This is a genomic window from Aquimarina brevivitae, assembly GCF_004216895.1.
Taxonomy (GTDB): domain Bacteria; phylum Bacteroidota; class Bacteroidia; order Flavobacteriales; family Flavobacteriaceae; genus Aquimarina; species Aquimarina brevivitae.
This window is the reverse complement of sequence record NZ_SGXE01000001.1, coordinates 1629653-1646503: the sequence shown is the minus strand read 5'-3', so window position 1 is coordinate 1646503 and position 16851 is coordinate 1629653. Positions and strand designations below refer to the sequence as shown.

Sequence of the window (16851 nt, the reverse complement as noted above, 5' to 3'; positions counted from 1 at the left end):
AAAAGCTCTTGGTGAAAACATCAAGAGCTTTTTTTGTTTTTGAATCTATTTACAATTTCACATCCTTAGCTTGTCTAACCTAAATTTAAAATTAGATTAGGATCCGGACAATTTTTTTGATAAAAAGATAGGTCTCGTTTAGAACAGACACCCGGATAATCTCCTTCATTCCCTTGCATATCCAGTATGATTTGAAAATGTAAATGTGGTGCGTAGTCTCCATTGACAGAAGCGTCCCCTAATTCGGCTATTTGCTGACCTTTAACGACGTTTTTTTGTTTTTCTAAGCCTTGTATAGATGCTAAGCTTAAATGTCCGTATAAAGTATATAATTTTATATCTCCTACCGTATGCTCTACTATAATAGTCGGACCATAATCTCCGTAGTTATCATTGTTTTTAAAGCTATGAACTGTTCCTGATAAAGGAGCGATGATAGGAGTACCAGCAGGACACCATAAATCTAACCCCAAGTGGATGTTACGCTCAGTATCAGGATCGTTTTGATTAAAGTGTTCACTTCTTTGATAAATAGCTCTTTTTTCGAGGTAACCTCCATAGGCCACTTTTGCTTTATTCCTTTTTAAATAGCCCTCTATATACCGTTCCATAGCACTAGAGGAAGCAACATCAACACCTTGTAGCTCCGTGTTAGTGTTTGACAAATTTATGGGTAGGTAATCTGAGGATTGGTAGTAAGAAGGAAGTATATTGGTAAAACTATTGGATAAGGCATTTATTAATTCAGCATTCATAATATAAAAGAGATAATACCTGATAAAAATTACGATCGTAAAACGCTTCAAAAATAGTAAACAATATTCGTAGGCAAGTGGAGAAACATCGAAAGATTTTAAAAGATACTATACCTCTCTAATAAAATCAAAAAACCTATCCAGAACGGATAGGTTTTTTATGTGAAAATGAAGTCGAATACTTCTACATATCAGCAATCGGGTTGTCTTCAGAGAATTTCTCAACAACAACTGATTGACCCCTGTTATTCTTTAATACATATACACCATCAGGTAACTGTGTTAAATCAACGTGTCTTATGCTTTTCGTTAAAACGTGAACTGTATTTTTTACTTCAAATAGTTTAATTTCATCACCAGCTTCAAAATCTACAACAGTAATCTTATCCCCTTCTCTTGTAATATTTAACAAGTCTGCTTCATTATCCGTATAATATGTCTCTAATTCTTCAGCTGTATCATAATCCCCATCTTTAACATATTCGCTATCATTAGCCACTACATACTCATCCGTTAACATTCCCTGCTCAACGACTAAATCGTTTTCGCTTTTTTCGATAATTACAGATCTACCCTCATTGTTTTCTAATAAGTATTTCCCAATTGGTAACATTGATAAATCTACTTGACCTCTTGTCTTAGATAGAATATGCACCATAGTCTCGGCTTCAAAAAGCTTTATCTTATCACCTTCTTGGAAATCAACTACACTAACAATGAATCCCTCTTTTTCTACCTTAAGAGTATCATTCACATAATTAGCGTGTGCGTTAAAACAAAAGAAAAGTATAATTATGTAGGCTAAAGTTCTCATATCTATTTTGGGTAAATATTGTTTAATCTGGTAATTTTCTTACGGGTTTACCATACAATTATATTACTAAAATGCTGATAATTAAAATAAAAGGAGAACTTTTAGACCAAACGGAAATCTGTATCGATCAATGACACAAAACTTTAACATTTAGCACATACTAAATTGTAATTACCTGAAAATCAAATATTTGTACCTAAAAAAAGAAATGAAAAGCAGATGTGTTACATATATAGTAGATGAAATACACAATTTCACTAGATTCTGTCATCTCTATTTTTTTAAAGCTGCCTTAAAATCCCTGATAATATGACAACTTTTGGTGCAAAATATAATGAATTAAAAAAGCCCTATAAATCATATCATTGAATTTATAGAGCTTTTCTACAATTAACACTACTATTTATTTATTGCAATATTACACTGCTGTATTTTGCATTAATCGTTATCACTTTTTCTGTATCTCTACTTGTCTGGTATCCATTTATAAAAACGTTGCCGAAATTACGTCGCGCGTTAGCTTCTAAGGTTTTAGGTATTGCTACTCTACTCTGAGAGCCGGTATACATCAAATTGAATGCACCTTCAGGTAGCTTAAGCTTAAAATCACTGTTTTGCATCACTAAATCCAGCGTAGAAAATGATTCTGACACATTAGCAATGGTTACGGCTCCAAAACTTCCGGATATTACTCCTTTACCCGTCAATTGCTGAATAAAAATATTGCTTGAATCCGAATTTAAATTCAAATTTGTCGCTTTTTGAATTCGACAATTCTTTACATAATTCATAACCAATCTACCATTTTTCCATTCCGTTACGGTTACTGGAGAGTAGGAAGCTTTGATATAGGTTTGATCCCCATCTATTTCATTAGCATTTAATTTAACGTGAGATAGCGAAGCCTTAAGATCCAGAATTTTAGGCGGTAAATTAATATCTCCGTGACGAACATTTAATCGCACATTGGCGTTATAAGGCATTTTAATTTTAATCACCTTATCAATTCCTTTAGGGCTTTGTGTGTTGTCGCCAGATTTGTATACATAAAATTGATAAGTAGCTGCATTTTGATTTACAGGATTTGCCGAAAATTCCGTAGCCAGCTGCTCTGCCCACTGTTGCATTCTACGGTTAAATTCATCTCGCCATCCCTGATCATTATTTTGCAATTGATCAGTAGACATAGTAATGCTTACCTCCATTTTAGATTGATCCGTATTTGAAGTGAAGCGCTGAGTCCAGCTTTTGGATTCCTTACTATAGTCGTCTCCGAATTTATCTTTTATTTGAGTCTCCCACTGTTGAATGTATTTATTTTCGTCCTTTTTGAATTTTTGATACTCTGAATTGAGAGCTGCTAAATTTTCTTCGAGTGTACTTGGCATTGGGTTATCCGAAAGATTTTCTAAAATAGGTTCTAACATATCTGAAATAACCGGATTTAATGCTCTAAGCTCATTTGATCCTTGCTGTACGTATACTTGTTGTGGTTCTATTTTCTTAAACCAAAAACTACCTGCTGAAGCATTTACGGTTACCGCGTTGGCACTCCCTGTAGCATCCACCTGCCAGCTTTTTAATAAAGCATCGGTGTAATCACCACCTAAATCATTACCTTGAATATAGGCTGAAACTTCCACCGTATTTTTATTCCAGGTTTCAAACACTATATTGGTATGACTGGCATTAATGGCAATAACCACCTCTTTATCTACAGCAAAAGATTCTTTTAGCTTTTGCTGTATATCCTGAGCTGACGCTAACCAACCAGAAAAAGATAGCAGTATAAAAACGTTAAGCCTGTATTTCATAATAATCTTCATTTTCAATCTTTTCTAGCGCTTTGAGCTGCTCATTAAGTCGTTTTAATAAATTGAGTCGCATCGTTAAATTTTCTATCATTGCGTCTACATTTTGTGTATTTGGCCCTACTTCAATCAGCTCTTTACTTAACCGTTGATATTCTTCGTCCAAATTTTTAAGTCTTTTCATATAACTATCTACCATCTCGCGGTTTTCATCAGTTATATTAATTTCTGTGAGTTGAACCTTCATCGCGGTTAAGAATGTATTTTCAATTTTCTCAAAATCAGGATTCATCTTTGCTAAGGCAGAGTTTTGCTTAGGCAAAACTACGGTTGCATTTTTTGACTCTACTTGCTCAGCATCAACTAAGGGATTATTAGCATTAGCCCCAGTATTCAACTGATTAAATGTCAAAACAGATATCGAAAATAAAACTGTAATACTCGCAGCTATTTTCAGCCAATAAAATGAAGGGGTACTCTTCTTTACAGGTAATTCCTGATCTAGCTTTGCTAAAAATCGATCTTTATGCCCTTTTCTAATCGTTCCGGTTGGGATCTTATTATCCTGCCTTAAAAGTTCTCTAATATCCTGTGCCATCTTTCAAATGTTTTAGCTTCTCCTGAAGTTGTTTTTTACCTCTATGAACCAGCGTCCTTGAAGCTACTGGAGTAATATCTAATATTTCACTAATTTCTTTATGATCGTAGCCCTCTATTAGAAATAACATGACTGCGTATCTATATTTTTCGGGCAAGGACTCAATTGCCTTCTTTATTTCATCTACAGTTACTGAATCTTCTACGGACCAATCATTTTGTTCCTCTACTGTCCCCATCACCTGCTCATTGATTGCTACCATATTCAGCTTTTTTGCTTTGAGCATATCAATGCTCTTATTAATAACGATTCTTTTTAACCAAGCCCCAAAGGTTACATCCCCTGTAAATTGGTGGAGCTTTGCAAAAGCCTTTATAAAAGATTCTTGCATGGCTTCTTCTGCTTCAAACGGATCTTTTAAAAAACGTAGGGCTACATAATACATACCATCACAGTATTTATTATACAGTTTCATCTGCGCTTTACGATCGTTAGCTCTACATTTTTCTATAAGCTCGCTCTGTAACAAACTTTTCTAAATTTTGATTAGTGAATTAACCTTTGGTTTTTATTCTTACTACTATAAACGAACTGGAACTATAAGTGTTGCAAAAATCATTGCTGACTTTGTAAAAAAAGTAAAATTTTATACCACTCTTTAATTTCTAGTTCATCCTTTACATAAAATCCAAGATTTTTAATGCACAAAGTATACCAAAAGATATGGATAACTCCCCTATGCTTTTAAAATTATGCTAAAAAAATGAATCAACTGAAAACCCTACTGATGCTTTCTTCGTACATAAGTATGTAGAACACAAAATTGCACATCTTATGAATACTACTTTTGTATCAAAACAACCCCGTGTAGATTCCATAATGAACTATATGCTGATGAAAGAACGTGAATTGCTGCAACTGGATAATTTTATGCATACGTCGATGGTAGATAACGATATTCAACAACTTATCTATGAAGAAAAAATAAAACTTGCCATTGGTATCTTAGAAATCAAAAAAGAGTTAAATATTTGCTTTTAATCTGGTAGCAGTGTAAAATGCAATAGTTTTATGTGTCTTAAATTAAAGCTCCTATGACAAAAAGAAAATTAATTCTTTTACTCCTTTTGGTTGTAGGACTAGGGCTTTTATTTTTTACTGTTAAAAAAGAGCCATCAGTTCTTGTAGAGCATCAATTTAATAATACAACTATTAAAATAGCATACCACAAAAACCAGGCAGCTTCACTACATCAGTCTACAAAAGAAGGCACGTACCCACTTCCTAAAATTGATTTTGAGATTAACAAGCAAGTCTTAATTGATGGCAGTACATTAAAGCTAGGCACTTATCACCTTACTCTTGTTCCCAAGACACAGTCTTTCAAAGTCCTTTTCAACGCCAAGCTACCCTGGTGGAAAAAGATTTTTAATACAGCGAAAGATTCAACTGAAGATCAAAGTGTTTTAACACTAGAGGTTCCTAAAATCCCTTTACTTAAAGAAGTAGACCAGTTTGCTATTTATTTTGAAAATGCAAATGGATTTACCCTACTTATAATTTCTTATCATAAAACCTCCCTGGCTATTCCTATCACCACCAAAGAGATGATTTAATTTCTCCAAAAAAGAATATACCTTTGTACAAATCATAATTTTGAACCCAAAAAACGAAAATACCAATCCAAGCCATCAGGCAACTTCTGAAAAGCAAAAGGCTGCGTTAGAACTTTTTAAAAAAAAACAACGAAAATCCGTTGATATTAAAGCATTATTTGACGGTATTATAGCCAAGAACACTACAAGCCTAAGCCAAGCTATTACCTTAATAGAAAGCAACCAACAAAATCATAACGAAAAAGCACAACAACTCATCGAAAAATGTTTACCCTATGCTAATAAATCCGTTAGGATTGGTATAACCGGTGTACCTGGCGTTGGTAAAAGTACGTTTATCGAAGCGCTTGGTGAACTTCTCATCAATTTGGGTAAAAAAGTTGCTGTATTAGCCATTGACCCTAGTAGTACTATATCTAAAGGTAGTATCCTGGGTGATAAAACCCGAATGGAACAGTTGGTACGTTCCAAAAACGCTTACATCAGACCCTCCCCTGCAGGAACCTCACTAGGTGGAGTAGCTCAAAAAACTCGAGAATCGGTTGTTTTATGCGAAGCTGCCGGTTTTGATATTATCATTATTGAAACGGTTGGTGTCGGTCAAAGTGAAACAGCGGTGCATAGTATGGTGGATTTCTTTTTATTGCTTAAACTGGCTGGTGCTGGTGATGAGCTGCAAGGTATTAAGAGAGGAATTATAGAAATGGCAGATTCTATCGTTATCAATAAAGCAGACGGAGATAACAAGTTGCGCGCTAAGGAAGCTAAAAATCAATTTCAAAAAGCTTTACACCTCTTACCCATCAATCAAAATAAATGGCAACCACAGGTACTTACCTGTAGTGCAATACAAAAAGAAGGTATTGACGAAGTTTGGACTCTCATTGCCAAGTATATAGATATGACTCAGCAAAACGGCTATTTTTATGCCAATAGACAGCATCAAAATAAGTACTGGCTGCTACAAACTATAGAAGAGCAATTAAAAAAACGTTTTTTTGAGCATCCTAAGGTTAAAAAAGAACTTCCTGTGCAAATAGAAGATGTATTACAGCACAAAACAACTCCATTTGCTGCGGCTCGATATTTATTGGAGTTAAATGACAACTCATGATTTTGTTTTTGATTTCCTTTTAGTGGTAAAACGATAAACATAACCCAAACTAAGTTCCGAAAAATCAGCTTGTCCAAGATTAGCATTAATATGGGCTCCCAAAAAGAAATTATGTTGTAACGCCTTAGCGGTATTTAGTAAATAATATCGTAAGCCCATTCGACTGGATATTATTTTCTTTAGCTTATAATAATCATCTAATTCACCCAATTTAAGATATGTCCCATTTTGATAAAAACCTTGACTGAGCTGCCAATCAAATTTGTAAAATGGTTTGTAGATGTTAACTCCTAGGTTAAATTCGACTCCCACATGGCCTAAAAGGAGTTCTGCACTTCCAAAAAGTCCAATATTTGTAGCATACCGGTATGGATGATTCCTATAATTAGTTCGCTGTTCCTGTACGAGTTGTCCACCTTCTTTGATATAATCATAGTAGTGTTCATAAAACCTATAGTAAACGCCACCCCCAAACTTAAATGTTCTATTTACTATTGTACCGCCAGATAACGCCATGGAAAACACCTCTTTTTTGGTATTAAATACCCGGGATAACACATTTTGGCCGATTCCACCACGAGTTTCAAAGTAATATTCCTTTATTCTATTTCGGATACCTAATTTATCTATATCCTGAACCGGCTGTGCATAAAAATCCTTACCTATTACCAAAGAAGCACTAATAAGAAATGAATTTAACCCTTGATTTGGCAGTCGAGTATGACCATTAGAAAAATGAGCATATCCTAATCCTAATCGCCAGTTGTATAGTTCTCCCTTCGATATGCGATAATACAAAAACGACTTATAGGACCAGTTAATCGATGTTGTAACTGCCAAATTATTCGGATTCATTTCCGGATCGTATTTTGTATCTATATACCCGGCTCCAAAACCCAGATGTAAACTCCAGCGATCTGTTTTTTTCTTAAACAAATCAAATTCCGCAAAAGGCATTACGCTATATGCTATTCCAATTTTTTCGATATTACCAAATTCCGTTATGCCTAAGGACAAACCTGTTTTTGGAAATCCTAATACTCTTACCCAATGTAGATTGCTATCACGTTTTTGTGTTCCAAAGTTCAAAAACAAGCCTTTTTGTAGCGTAGTTTTTGGAAAATCAGTATTTGCTTCCATAGTCTTACCTAACAAAATCTCAGGTGTAAAGAAAAAATTAGAAAACTTACCGGATTCCTCAGTTTGCCCGTGCAATGACATCATTCCAAAGAAAATAATTAAACAGGAGGCTTGCTGTTGTATATAGTTTTTAAAGATAGTACTGAAGAAATGTGTCAAGGCTGAAACTACTTTAGATTATCAAACAAGCTATTTACTTATATTTTTTTTAGAAAATTTTAACAAATATGAATAAATTTATTTTAATAACTAAAAAGCATATAAAATAAGCTACCCATATTATGCGTAGCTTTTTTTAATATGTACTATAGGTTACTTTATCTAGTCATCATCCTCATCCATTTCCTCGGATGGCTCAGGAGAAGACACTTCCATATCTGATGAATCGTTATCATCATCATCGTCGTCCCAATTCTCCATAGTATCAGCGAGACGTTTACTAATTTTTACCAAATAGCAGGTGTCTTCAGTTCTTACCTCTACAGCTTCGATGGTTTCATTAAACTGATTTTTAAAGGTAATTATATCTCTATCCTCATAGCCATCTGGAAATTTTTCCACTAGCATATTGAGAATATCTTTATTCAATTTTTTATAATCAACTATTACTCTTCTCATAGGTCACAGGTTTAGTTAGTTACATATCTAATAAGTAGGCAAATATCAATGGAGCTACAATGGTAGCATCACTTTCTATGATAAACTTAGGAGTATCGATGTCTAATTTACCCCAAGTAATTTTTTCGTTTGGCACTGCTCCGGAATATGATCCATAACTGGTGGTCGAATCAGAGATTTGGCAAAAATAGCTCCAAAACGGTGTGTCTGTCCGCTCCATATCCTGATACAACATTGGTACAACACATATAGGAAAATCACCTGCGATTCCACCCCCTATTTGAAAGAAACCGATGCCTTTTTCAGAATTATCAGTGTACCAATCCGCCAAAAAGGTCATATACTCTATCCCAGATTTCATAGTACTCGCCTTTAGCTCTCCTTTTAGTACATAAGAGGCAAAAATATTACCCATAGTACTATCTTCCCAACCGGGCACCACAATTGGTAAATTCTTTTCTGCTGCAGCATACATCCAGGAATCTTTGATATCAATCTCATAATGCTCTTCTAAAACACCCGAAAGTAACATTTTATACATAAACTCGTGTGGAAAATAGCGTTCTCCTTTTGCTTCTGCATCCTTCCATATCTTAAAAATATGCTCCTGCAATCTTCTAAACGCTTCTTCTTCAGGGATACAGGTATCAGTAACTCTGTTCAATCCTTTTTCCAATAAATCCCACTCTTGCTGTGGTGTTAAATCTCTATAATTAGGCACACGCTTGTAATGAGAGTGTGCAACCAAATTCATAATATCCTCTTCTAAATTAGCCCCTGTACAAGAAATAATATGCACCTTGTCCTGGCGAATCATCTCTGCGAAAATTTTGCCCAGCTCAGCGGTACTCATAGCACCGGCAAGCGAAACTAGCATTTTAGCACCACCGTTTAATTGATCTTCATATCCCTTTGCTGCATCTACCAAGGCAGCTGCATTAAAGTGTAAATAATATTTTTCTATAAATTGTGAGATAGCCCCTTTATTCATTATCCTGATTTAAATTTATTTTTTTTGGTTTCGTTGTAACCTCTTCTATTTGTGCGCCTTCATATGCATCATCCACTGCTTCATCTATAAATTTATAACTAAGCATTTTATAATACAATTTTGCAGCCACAAAATCTGAAGATTTATTTACTTCATTTGGGCAAAGCTCCACGATATCAAACCCTACCACATTTTTTTCTTTAAAAACTTCTTTCAAAAACTCAAGTGTTTCATACCATAACAACCCTCCAGGTTCTGGTGTGCCTGTTGAAGGCAAAATGGAAGGATCAAATGCATCTAAGTCAAAAGTGATGAAAACATTGTCTGTTAGTTGGTCAATTACATTGTCCATCCAATATTCGTCATTCACCATATCGTGTGCAAAATAAGTTTTCTCCTCATTCATTACACTCTTTTCGATGCTATCCATACTGCGGATCCCCACCTGAATTAAATTGGTGGTCTGGCTGGCTTCATAGACCGCACAAGCATGATTGCATTTAGTCCCTTCATACTCTGGCCTTAAATCAGCGTGTGCATCGATATGCAGCACAGACAAATTATCAAAACACTCATTAAAAGCTCTAATGGAGCCAATGGAAATAGAGTGTTCTCCTCCAAATAAAGTAACAAATTTATTTTTCTTGATATACTTCTTGGTCTCCTCGTGTACTTTTTGAACCATAGCCTCTGGAGAAGAATTTTCAGTAATAGGTGCCGCTAAATACACCCCTTGCTTATAAACTTCCGTATCAGTTTCGATATCGTATAATTCCATGTTCTCTGATGCATTCAAAAATGCTTCCGGTCCTTTGTCTGCACCTTTTTGCCAAGTACTTGTGCCGTCATAAGGCACAGGGATCAAAACTACTTTTGCAGTTTCAATTTTGGCATAGGTATCTTCGATGCCAGCGTAATTCTTACTCATTGTATCCTAAAATTTGTAGTAGCTCTTCGCTCCTTTGTTGCTCTCTGTATAATCGTGTCGTTAAGTTACCATTTTCATCTTTGTCTACCAAGACAAGTTTGGGTTGTGGTATTAAACAGTGTTGAAGCCCCCCGTAGCCTCCAATAGTTTCCTGATAGGCTCCTGTATTAAAAAAGCCGATATAAAGCGGTTTATCCTTTTTATATTTTGGTAAATAAATCGCATTCATATGTTGCTCACTGTTGTAATAATCATCACTATCACAAGTTAAACCACCTAATAAAACGCGTTCATATTCATCATTCCACCTATTAATGGCTAACATTATAAATCGTTTGTTTATAGCCCAGGTATCTGGCAAAGTGGTGATGAACGAAGAATTGATCATATTCCATTTTTCGCGATCATTTTGTTGCTTTTGGTACAAAACCTCATAAATCGCTCCTCCACTTTCTCCAACCGTAAAACTTCCGAATTCGGTAAAAATATCAGGCACAGGAACTTCCGCTTCTTGACAAGCAATATTGATCTGATTGATAATCTCATCAATCATATATTGATAATCGTATTCAAAAGCTAATGAATTTTTGGTAGGAAAACCACCACCAATATTTAAGCTATCCAAGGTAGGACAGATTTTTTTCAATCGTATATATACTTTTAAACACTTTAACAGTTCGTTCCAATAATAGGCGGTATCTCTTATCCCAGTATTGATAAAAAAGTGAAGCATCTTAAGCTCTACCTTTTCATTATCCTTGATTTGTTCGTTATAAAAAGGAACAATATTTCGATAGCCAATTCCTAATCGTGAGGTATAAAATTCAAACTTAGGCTCTTCTTCGGATGCAATACGGATCCCTATTTTAAAATCATCATTGATCTCTTCGCTTAGCAGATCTATTTCCTCATAATTATCAATAATAGGTATACAGTTTTCGTGACCGTTATTGATAAGCCTTGCGATATTATTAATATACTGCTCTCTTTTAAAACCATTACAGATTACGTAGGCGTCATTTTTTATTTTGCCTTTTGCCTTAAGGTTTTCAATGATATTGATATCAAAAGCAGATGACGTTTCGATATGGATATCATTTTTTAGTGCCTCCTGGAGGATATGTTCAAAATGAGAACTTTTGGTGCAATAGCAATAATGGTAATTGCCTTTATAGTTATGCTTTTTAAAGGCATTAGCAAACCAGCCTTTAGCTTTTTGAATATTTTCAGAAATCTTAGGTAGGTAGGTAAACTTTAATGGGGCGCCGTACTGTTCTACCAGCTCCATTAAATCAATATCATGAAAGGTGAGCGTTTGGCTATCACCCTTGAGTTTAAATTCTTCTTGTGGAAAATAATAGGTTTGATCTATAAGATCGATGTACTTTATATTCATTAGTATGTTTTAAATAGTATTTAATTGGTGAACAAGTCTACAAAAACAAATAACGAAATCAAACTCTTAAAGGGTTACAAGTCGTTGGCACGAATAGATATTCATGCTGGCTAGCAAGTATTGATAAATTAGAAGAAAGCTCTAAATTTCGGGCACTTATCCGATAAGTATTTCTTGAAAGTAACTTCCATCCTTTCAACAAACCGAAAGCAAAAACACTTGTCATTATACGCAGCGATATGCTGGTACAATTGTAATTAAAAAAATTAATATTTCGTTATTTATCTAAAAAAATTATAAATGCTTTTAAACGCATATAATAGCTTTAAAATTAATTATTTTACATTCAAAAAAATAAATTTTAGCTGCTTTTATCATAATTATAAGATTAAGTTTTCATTAAAAAACTATCTTGAAGACCATCTATATGATTGAAATTTGAGTATGTTTAGCAAAAATCAACTGTTATATTCCTCCATCGGTATTCTATTAGTGTTTTCATTTTTTCTGTATTTTTTCAGCCTTGAAACTTACACTTATATTGAATCTACATCGCTTTTATTTCGCAAATACTTTGGTAAGTTTTATTTATGGTTAGGCCTGATTTGTGTGCTTCTATTACTCCTCTTGGCCTTTTCGAAATGGGGTAAGCAAAAGCTGGGTACTGCTAAAGACCAACCAGAATTTTCACGTCTTTCGTGGATCGCTATGTTATATAGTGCAGGTATGGGTTCTGGTATATTACTCCGAGCCGTTCAAGAGCCGGTGTATATGTATCAACATCCACCAATCGATACTGCAACTGATGCATCTACAATAGCCCTACAGTATACTTTTTATCAATGGGGATTCACAGCTTGGGCTTTTTATGCGATTTTTGCCATAGCTGTAGGATATTATTTATTTGTAGAATCAAAAAAAGTATTGTCTAGCACTGCTTTTGCCAGTATTGGTACATACGTTACATCAAATTGTATCCGTAATACTTTATTAAAAGGAATAGATATTTTGGCGATACTTACTACGGTCTTCGGACTAGTAGCTGCTGTTGGTCTTGGAACCACACAAATAAATGGAGGCATTAGTCATTTGACAACTATTAATTTTGGCGTTAAAGGTACTATGGTCACTTTACTTGTGATCTCCGCTTTAGCCTTTATTTCTGTCTATCGAGGAGTCAACAAAGGAATACGGATACTTAGTACTTGGAACGTATATGGCACTATAGCTCTATTACTTTTTGTATTGTTTCAAAATAATGTATTCCAAACTATAGCACAATTTTTTAACTCACTCTATCACTATGTCACTGCTTTTATTCCGTTAAGCCTAGCCTATGATACCTATGATCCTGGCGAAGCTTTTTTGACAGATTGGACCTATTACTACTGGGCATTCTGGCTAGCTTGGGCCCCATTTACAGGAATCTTCATTGCTCGTATTTCTAAGGGAAGAACCCTGAGAGAAATCATTATCGGAGTACTTTTAGTACCTTCATTAGGCACTTTTTTTTGGTTTACCACGTTTGGTCAGTCGGCGTTTAATTTAATCGATGATTTAGGGATGTATAATGGCCAATTTGATAATGTTTTCAATTCTATATTTATTTTTTTTGAAAACTATCCGTTTCAAGGGGTAATTAACACCTTAGTGATTGTACTTCTAGTAAGTTTTTTAGTCACTTCTTTAGATTCTGCCATTTTCGTATTAAGTATGTTTACCAATAATGGTGTCAAGGAGCCTTCCAAAAAACACCGTATACTATGGAGCATCATACTGACTATTTTTAGTATCGGTATTATTTTATTAGGCAATACTAAAGAAGACATAAATATCCTGGTTGCTATGCAAAAATTACTTATTATTACCTCGTTACCTTTTGCAATTTTAATGGTAATCATGATTATTTTTTTTATCAAAGATTTTAGTCAAAAACAAAAACTTGTTGAGCGTTGAACATCAATTTCAAATCCTATTCTCTTCTATTTCGAAAAGCATTAAAAAACAAATGGGTCAAAGCAACACTAGTACTAGCAGCTGTACTTATCGGTTTGTTTTTTATTTTTTATGGTAGTATTTATTTTGGTTTTTGGGGTAAGATCGCTACCAGTGAAGAACTCAGTTCTTTACAACAAGCTGAAGCCACACAGGTATTAGACCGTAATGAAGATTTGATCGGTAAATATTATATCTACGATCGACAGCCTGTACAATTTGCTGATTTACCGCAACATCTAATTGATGCATTAATTGCCACAGAGGATGCCCGATTTTTTGAACATGATGGAATAGACAACAAAAGTCTGTTACGCGTATTTTTTAAAACGATCTTGCTTCAAGACAAATCCTCAGGTGGAGGTAGTACCATAACACTTCAATTGGCCAAAAATTTATTTGGTAGAAACGACTATGGGCTTTTTAGCTTACCTGTCAATAAACTAAAAGAGTCTATCGTAGCAAGTCGCTTAGAGGATATCTACTCCAAAAATGAGCTGCTAACACTATACTTTAACACCGTACCTTTTTCTGATAACACCTATGGAATCGAGAGTGCTGCGCACAAGTTTTTTAATAAAAGCACGCAGGAATTGAATCTTTCTGAAGCGGCTACCTTGATTGGAACACTCAAAGCCAATCACAGTTATAATCCAAGACTTTTTCCTGAAAGAAGTCAACTGAGAAGAGATGTGGTCCTGCAGCAAATGGTAAAATACGATTACCTCGATGCTGCAAAGGCCAAAGAAATCATGAACACCTCTATAACACTAGACTATCAATTTTATGATCATAATCAAGGGTTGGCTCCATATTTTAGACAACAAGTCAAAAAAGATGTAGAAATAATACTCAGCGATTTAAAAAAACCAGACGGGTCACCCTATGATATCTATAAAGATGGTTTAGTCATCCATACCACCTTAGACTCAAAGCTGCAAACACTGGCAGAAGCATCTATGAGCTCACACCTTCGTAACTTGCAGCAACAATATGAAAAAGCTCATGGAAAAATACCCCCGTGGAAAAATAAAACCATATTAAATCAAGCCATACAAAACTCACCTGTATATAAAAGGTTTAAAGCTGAAGGTTTGTCAGAAGCCCAAATCAAAGACTCTTTATCCCAAACTAAGTCCTTAGAACTATTTGAATGGGATAACAACATCACTACCAAAGGGACCTCTATAGATAGCATTCAGCACTATATGAAGTTCTTAAACACAGGTATGCTATCCATCAATCCTAAAGATGGAGCTGTACTTGCCTACATAGGCGGAATTGATTATCGCTATTTTAAATACGATCATATTTCTCAAAGTGAACGGCAAATAGGCTCTACCATGAAGCCATTTGTATATACCACTGCCATTGAAAATGGAATGGATCCCTGTACCTACTACTCCATTAAGGAGGTAACCTATAGTGATTATGAGGACTGGACACCGCAAAATGCTTCGGAACAAAAGGATCCTTACCTCAACTATACCTTAGAAAAAGCACTTAGCAATTCTATAAACACTATAGCTGTTAAGGTATTACAAGATACCGGTATTGAAAATGTACACGATATGCTTCGCGCCTTGGGTATTGAAAAAAAATTATCAAAAGAACCTTCCATGGTATTAGGTATCGATGGTATAAAATTGATTGACCTAGCTGGTGCTTATGCTAGTTATGTTAACGCAGGAAAAAGTGTTTCCCCGTATTACATCACTAAAATCACCGATCGTAATGGCAGCATTATTGCAGAGTTTAATCCCAAAATAGCTAAAAACATAGCTTTTAAAGAATATACGCGTCAGGTTATGGTACAAATGTTACAAAATACAGTAGCCAATGGTACCGCAACTCGACTCCGAACCGAGTACAAGCTAACCAATGATATTGCTGGTAAAACCGGAACCACACAAGACAACAAAGATGGCTGGTTTGTTGGTATTACTCCCAGATTAGTTACAGTAACTTGGGTAGGTAATGATAACTATAACATTGGCTTCCCTTCCACATCTTTAGGACAAGGAGCGAATAGTGCATTACCTATTTTTGCAAAGCTCTATCAACAGTTAAATAAAGACAATTACTTTGATAAGATCACAAAAGCGAAGTTTATCCCTCCGACTCCTGAGGTGCTTGCGGACCTGGACTGTGAACCAGAAAAACGTGATGGATTTTTAAAACGCCTATTTGGAAAAAAGAAAAAGGAAAAAAAGTTTACTAAAAACTAAAACTAGCATATCAAGTTACAGTCTCCAGTGCATTTGGCGCATATTTTTTAATACCCCAGTTAAACACGTTATAGGCAAGTAGACCCAACAATGTGCCTGCAGTCCACCCCACCAACACATCTCCTGGATAGTGCACACCTAAATAAATTCTACTATAACTAACGATGATAGACCAGCAAATCATAAAAGGGAAAATATACTTAAGATACTTTCGAAGTGTCAGGCCTGTAAATACCGCTAAGGCCATAGAACTGGTCGAATGACCAGAGAAAAATCCATAGCGCCCACAGTGCTCGGCTACCAAGCGAGTTAGATCGCCTATAGCGTGTGGTTGACACGGGCGTGGACGTTGTACCAAAACATATTTAAATAAGTTCGCTAGTTGATCTGAAGCTGTAATCAATAAGGCTACCGTAAGTAAGGTTATTAAAGTTCCCTTTTTTCCGTAGTATTTATAAAATAGCAATAATAAAACGAGGTATAATGGAATTTGGTAAAACTTCTCTGTCATAAAAAGCCAAAAACCATCCCAGGAAGAAGTACCCAAACCATTAAGAAATAAAAATAACTCTTGATCTAATTCGTGCAGTGTTTCTATCATTAGCGCTAGATAAATTGTCTATTCTTCGTATCGTTCTATTTCCCTATCATAAAATTGGTTCGCCGCTTCAAAAAGCTGTTGAGCTTCCTCGAGCAAGTCTTTTTCTTCTGATTTATCAAACTCCTCAAGCCACTCTACTTCATCATTCTCTAGATTTATAATAAACCTGGGGAAATCAGTATGAATTACAAAAATTGCATCAGGATAATCGGTATTATCCCCTAATAAAAATTTTGGGAAGTCCAT

General features: G+C 35.1%; 17 protein-coding genes. 5 read left to right on the top strand and 12 right to left on the bottom strand.

Annotation, left to right across the window (positions count from 1 at the left end):
- Window positions 1-74 precede the first annotated feature (74 nt).
- From EV197_RS07270 to EV197_RS07250, 5 genes are all read right to left on the bottom strand, one after another.
- On the bottom strand, window positions 75-755 hold the full coding sequence (locus tag EV197_RS07270) for a peptidoglycan DD-metalloendopeptidase family protein (protein WP_130286057.1): 681 nt from the start codon (window positions 753-755) through the stop codon (window positions 75-77).
- Window positions 756-939: 184 nt separating this feature from the next.
- Window positions 940-1569 (bottom strand): hypothetical protein, encoded by a 630-nt coding sequence (locus EV197_RS07265; protein WP_130286056.1) that lies wholly within the window; start codon window positions 1567-1569, stop codon window positions 940-942.
- A 407-nt stretch (window positions 1570-1976) separates the two neighbouring features.
- Complete coding sequence (locus EV197_RS07260; protein WP_130286055.1) at window positions 1977-3383, bottom strand: hypothetical protein; 1407 nt, start codon at window positions 3381-3383, stop codon at window positions 1977-1979.
- Complete coding sequence (locus EV197_RS07255) at window positions 3367-3978, bottom strand: hypothetical protein (protein ID WP_130286054.1); 612 nt, start codon at window positions 3976-3978, stop codon at window positions 3367-3369. The genes EV197_RS07260 and EV197_RS07255 overlap by 17 nt, the downstream gene beginning before the upstream one ends.
- Window positions 3962-4453: an RNA polymerase sigma factor gene (locus tag EV197_RS07250; protein WP_130286207.1), complete on the bottom strand. Its 492-nt coding sequence runs from the start codon at window positions 4451-4453 to the stop codon at window positions 3962-3964. The genes EV197_RS07255 and EV197_RS07250 overlap by 17 nt, the downstream gene beginning before the upstream one ends.
- Window positions 4454-4812: 359 nt before the next feature.
- Between EV197_RS07250 and EV197_RS07245 the strand changes: the two genes are divergently transcribed.
- From EV197_RS07245 to meaB, 3 genes are read left to right on the top strand one after another with little or no spacing between them, the layout of a single operon-like run.
- Window positions 4813-5019, top strand: coding sequence for a hypothetical protein (locus tag EV197_RS07245; protein WP_130286053.1), 207 nt, complete (start codon window positions 4813-4815; stop codon window positions 5017-5019).
- A 53-nt stretch (window positions 5020-5072) separates the two neighbouring features.
- On the top strand, window positions 5073-5594 hold the full coding sequence (locus tag EV197_RS07240; RefSeq protein WP_130286052.1) for a DUF2911 domain-containing protein: 522 nt from the start codon (window positions 5073-5075) through the stop codon (window positions 5592-5594).
- A 40-nt stretch (window positions 5595-5634) separates the two neighbouring features.
- Entirely contained in the window at window positions 5635-6708 is a 1074-nt protein-coding gene (gene meaB, locus EV197_RS07235) for a methylmalonyl Co-A mutase-associated GTPase MeaB (RefSeq protein WP_242610696.1), read from the top strand.
- Here the strand turns inward: meaB and EV197_RS07230 are convergent.
- From EV197_RS07230 to EV197_RS07210, 5 genes are all read right to left on the bottom strand, one after another.
- Window positions 6703-8007: an acyloxyacyl hydrolase gene (locus EV197_RS07230; protein WP_130286050.1), complete on the bottom strand. Its 1305-nt coding sequence runs from the start codon at window positions 8005-8007 to the stop codon at window positions 6703-6705. The two genes, meaB and EV197_RS07230, sit on opposite strands and share 6 nt — an antisense overlap.
- Before the next feature lie 162 nt (window positions 8008-8169).
- Window positions 8170-8466 (bottom strand): hypothetical protein, encoded by a 297-nt coding sequence (locus EV197_RS07225; RefSeq protein ID WP_130286049.1) that lies wholly within the window; start codon window positions 8464-8466, stop codon window positions 8170-8172.
- A gap of 19 nt (window positions 8467-8485) precedes the next feature.
- Window positions 8486-9457 (bottom strand): deoxyhypusine synthase family protein, encoded by a 972-nt coding sequence (locus EV197_RS07220; RefSeq protein ID WP_130286048.1) that lies wholly within the window; start codon window positions 9455-9457, stop codon window positions 8486-8488.
- Entirely contained in the window at window positions 9450-10385 is a 936-nt protein-coding gene (gene speB / locus EV197_RS07215; protein ID WP_130286047.1) for an agmatinase, read from the bottom strand. Before speB ends, EV197_RS07220 begins: the two co-directional genes overlap by 8 nt.
- On the bottom strand, window positions 10378-11781 hold the full coding sequence (locus EV197_RS07210) for an arginine decarboxylase (RefSeq protein ID WP_130286046.1): 1404 nt from the start codon (window positions 11779-11781) through the stop codon (window positions 10378-10380). The genes speB and EV197_RS07210 overlap by 8 nt, the downstream gene beginning before the upstream one ends.
- A 444-nt stretch (window positions 11782-12225) precedes the next feature.
- On the opposite strand from EV197_RS07210, the gene EV197_RS07205 reads away from it, so the two are divergent.
- Window positions 12226-13737 (top strand): BCCT family transporter, encoded by a 1512-nt coding sequence (locus EV197_RS07205; protein WP_130286045.1) that lies wholly within the window; start codon window positions 12226-12228, stop codon window positions 13735-13737.
- Window positions 13734-16004 (top strand): transglycosylase domain-containing protein, encoded by a 2271-nt coding sequence (locus EV197_RS07200; protein ID WP_242610695.1) that lies wholly within the window; start codon window positions 13734-13736, stop codon window positions 16002-16004. The genes EV197_RS07205 and EV197_RS07200 overlap by 4 nt, the downstream gene beginning before the upstream one ends.
- A gap of 10 nt (window positions 16005-16014) precedes the next feature.
- Here the strand turns inward: EV197_RS07200 and EV197_RS07195 are convergent, their stop codons facing one another.
- On the bottom strand, window positions 16015-16605 hold the full coding sequence (locus tag EV197_RS07195; protein ID WP_130286044.1) for a phosphatase PAP2 family protein: 591 nt from the start codon (window positions 16603-16605) through the stop codon (window positions 16015-16017).
- 18 nt (window positions 16606-16623) lie between these two features.
- A complete protein-coding gene (locus EV197_RS07190; RefSeq protein ID WP_130286043.1) occupies window positions 16624-16851 on the bottom strand; it encodes a hypothetical protein in 228 nt (75 codons plus the stop codon).

Coding starts and splice junctions, on each gene's coding strand:
- EV197_RS07250 (WP_130286207.1), bottom strand. CDS start 4,453: ATGAAACTGTATAATAAATACTGTGATGGTATGTATTATGTAGCCCTA.
- EV197_RS07260 (WP_130286055.1), bottom strand. CDS start 3,383: ATGAAATACAGGCTTAACGTTTTTATACTGCTATCTTTTTCTGGTTGG.
- EV197_RS07195 (WP_130286044.1), bottom strand. CDS start 16,605: ATGATAGAAACACTGCACGAATTAGATCAAGAGTTATTTTTATTTCTT.
- EV197_RS07220 (WP_130286048.1), bottom strand. CDS start 9,457: ATGAATAAAGGGGCTATCTCACAATTTATAGAAAAATATTATTTACAC.
- EV197_RS07210 (WP_130286046.1), bottom strand. CDS start 11,781: ATGAATATAAAGTACATCGATCTTATAGATCAAACCTATTATTTTCCA.
- EV197_RS07270 (WP_130286057.1), bottom strand. CDS start 755: ATGAATGCTGAATTAATAAATGCCTTATCCAATAGTTTTACCAATATA.
- EV197_RS07245 (WP_130286053.1), top strand. CDS start 4,813: ATGAATACTACTTTTGTATCAAAACAACCCCGTGTAGATTCCATAATG.
- EV197_RS07205 (WP_130286045.1), top strand. CDS start 12,226: ATGTTTAGCAAAAATCAACTGTTATATTCCTCCATCGGTATTCTATTA.
- EV197_RS07190 (WP_130286043.1), bottom strand. CDS start 16,851: ATGGACTTCCCAAAATTTTTATTAGGGGATAATACCGATTATCCTGAT.
- EV197_RS07265 (WP_130286056.1), bottom strand. CDS start 1,569: ATGAGAACTTTAGCCTACATAATTATACTTTTCTTTTGTTTTAACGCA.
- EV197_RS07225 (WP_130286049.1), bottom strand. CDS start 8,466: ATGAGAAGAGTAATAGTTGATTATAAAAAATTGAATAAAGATATTCTC.
- speB (WP_130286047.1), bottom strand. CDS start 10,385: ATGAGTAAGAATTACGCTGGCATCGAAGATACCTATGCCAAAATTGAA.
- EV197_RS07240 (WP_130286052.1), top strand. CDS start 5,073: ATGACAAAAAGAAAATTAATTCTTTTACTCCTTTTGGTTGTAGGACTA.
- EV197_RS07255 (WP_130286054.1), bottom strand. CDS start 3,978: ATGGCACAGGATATTAGAGAACTTTTAAGGCAGGATAATAAGATCCCA.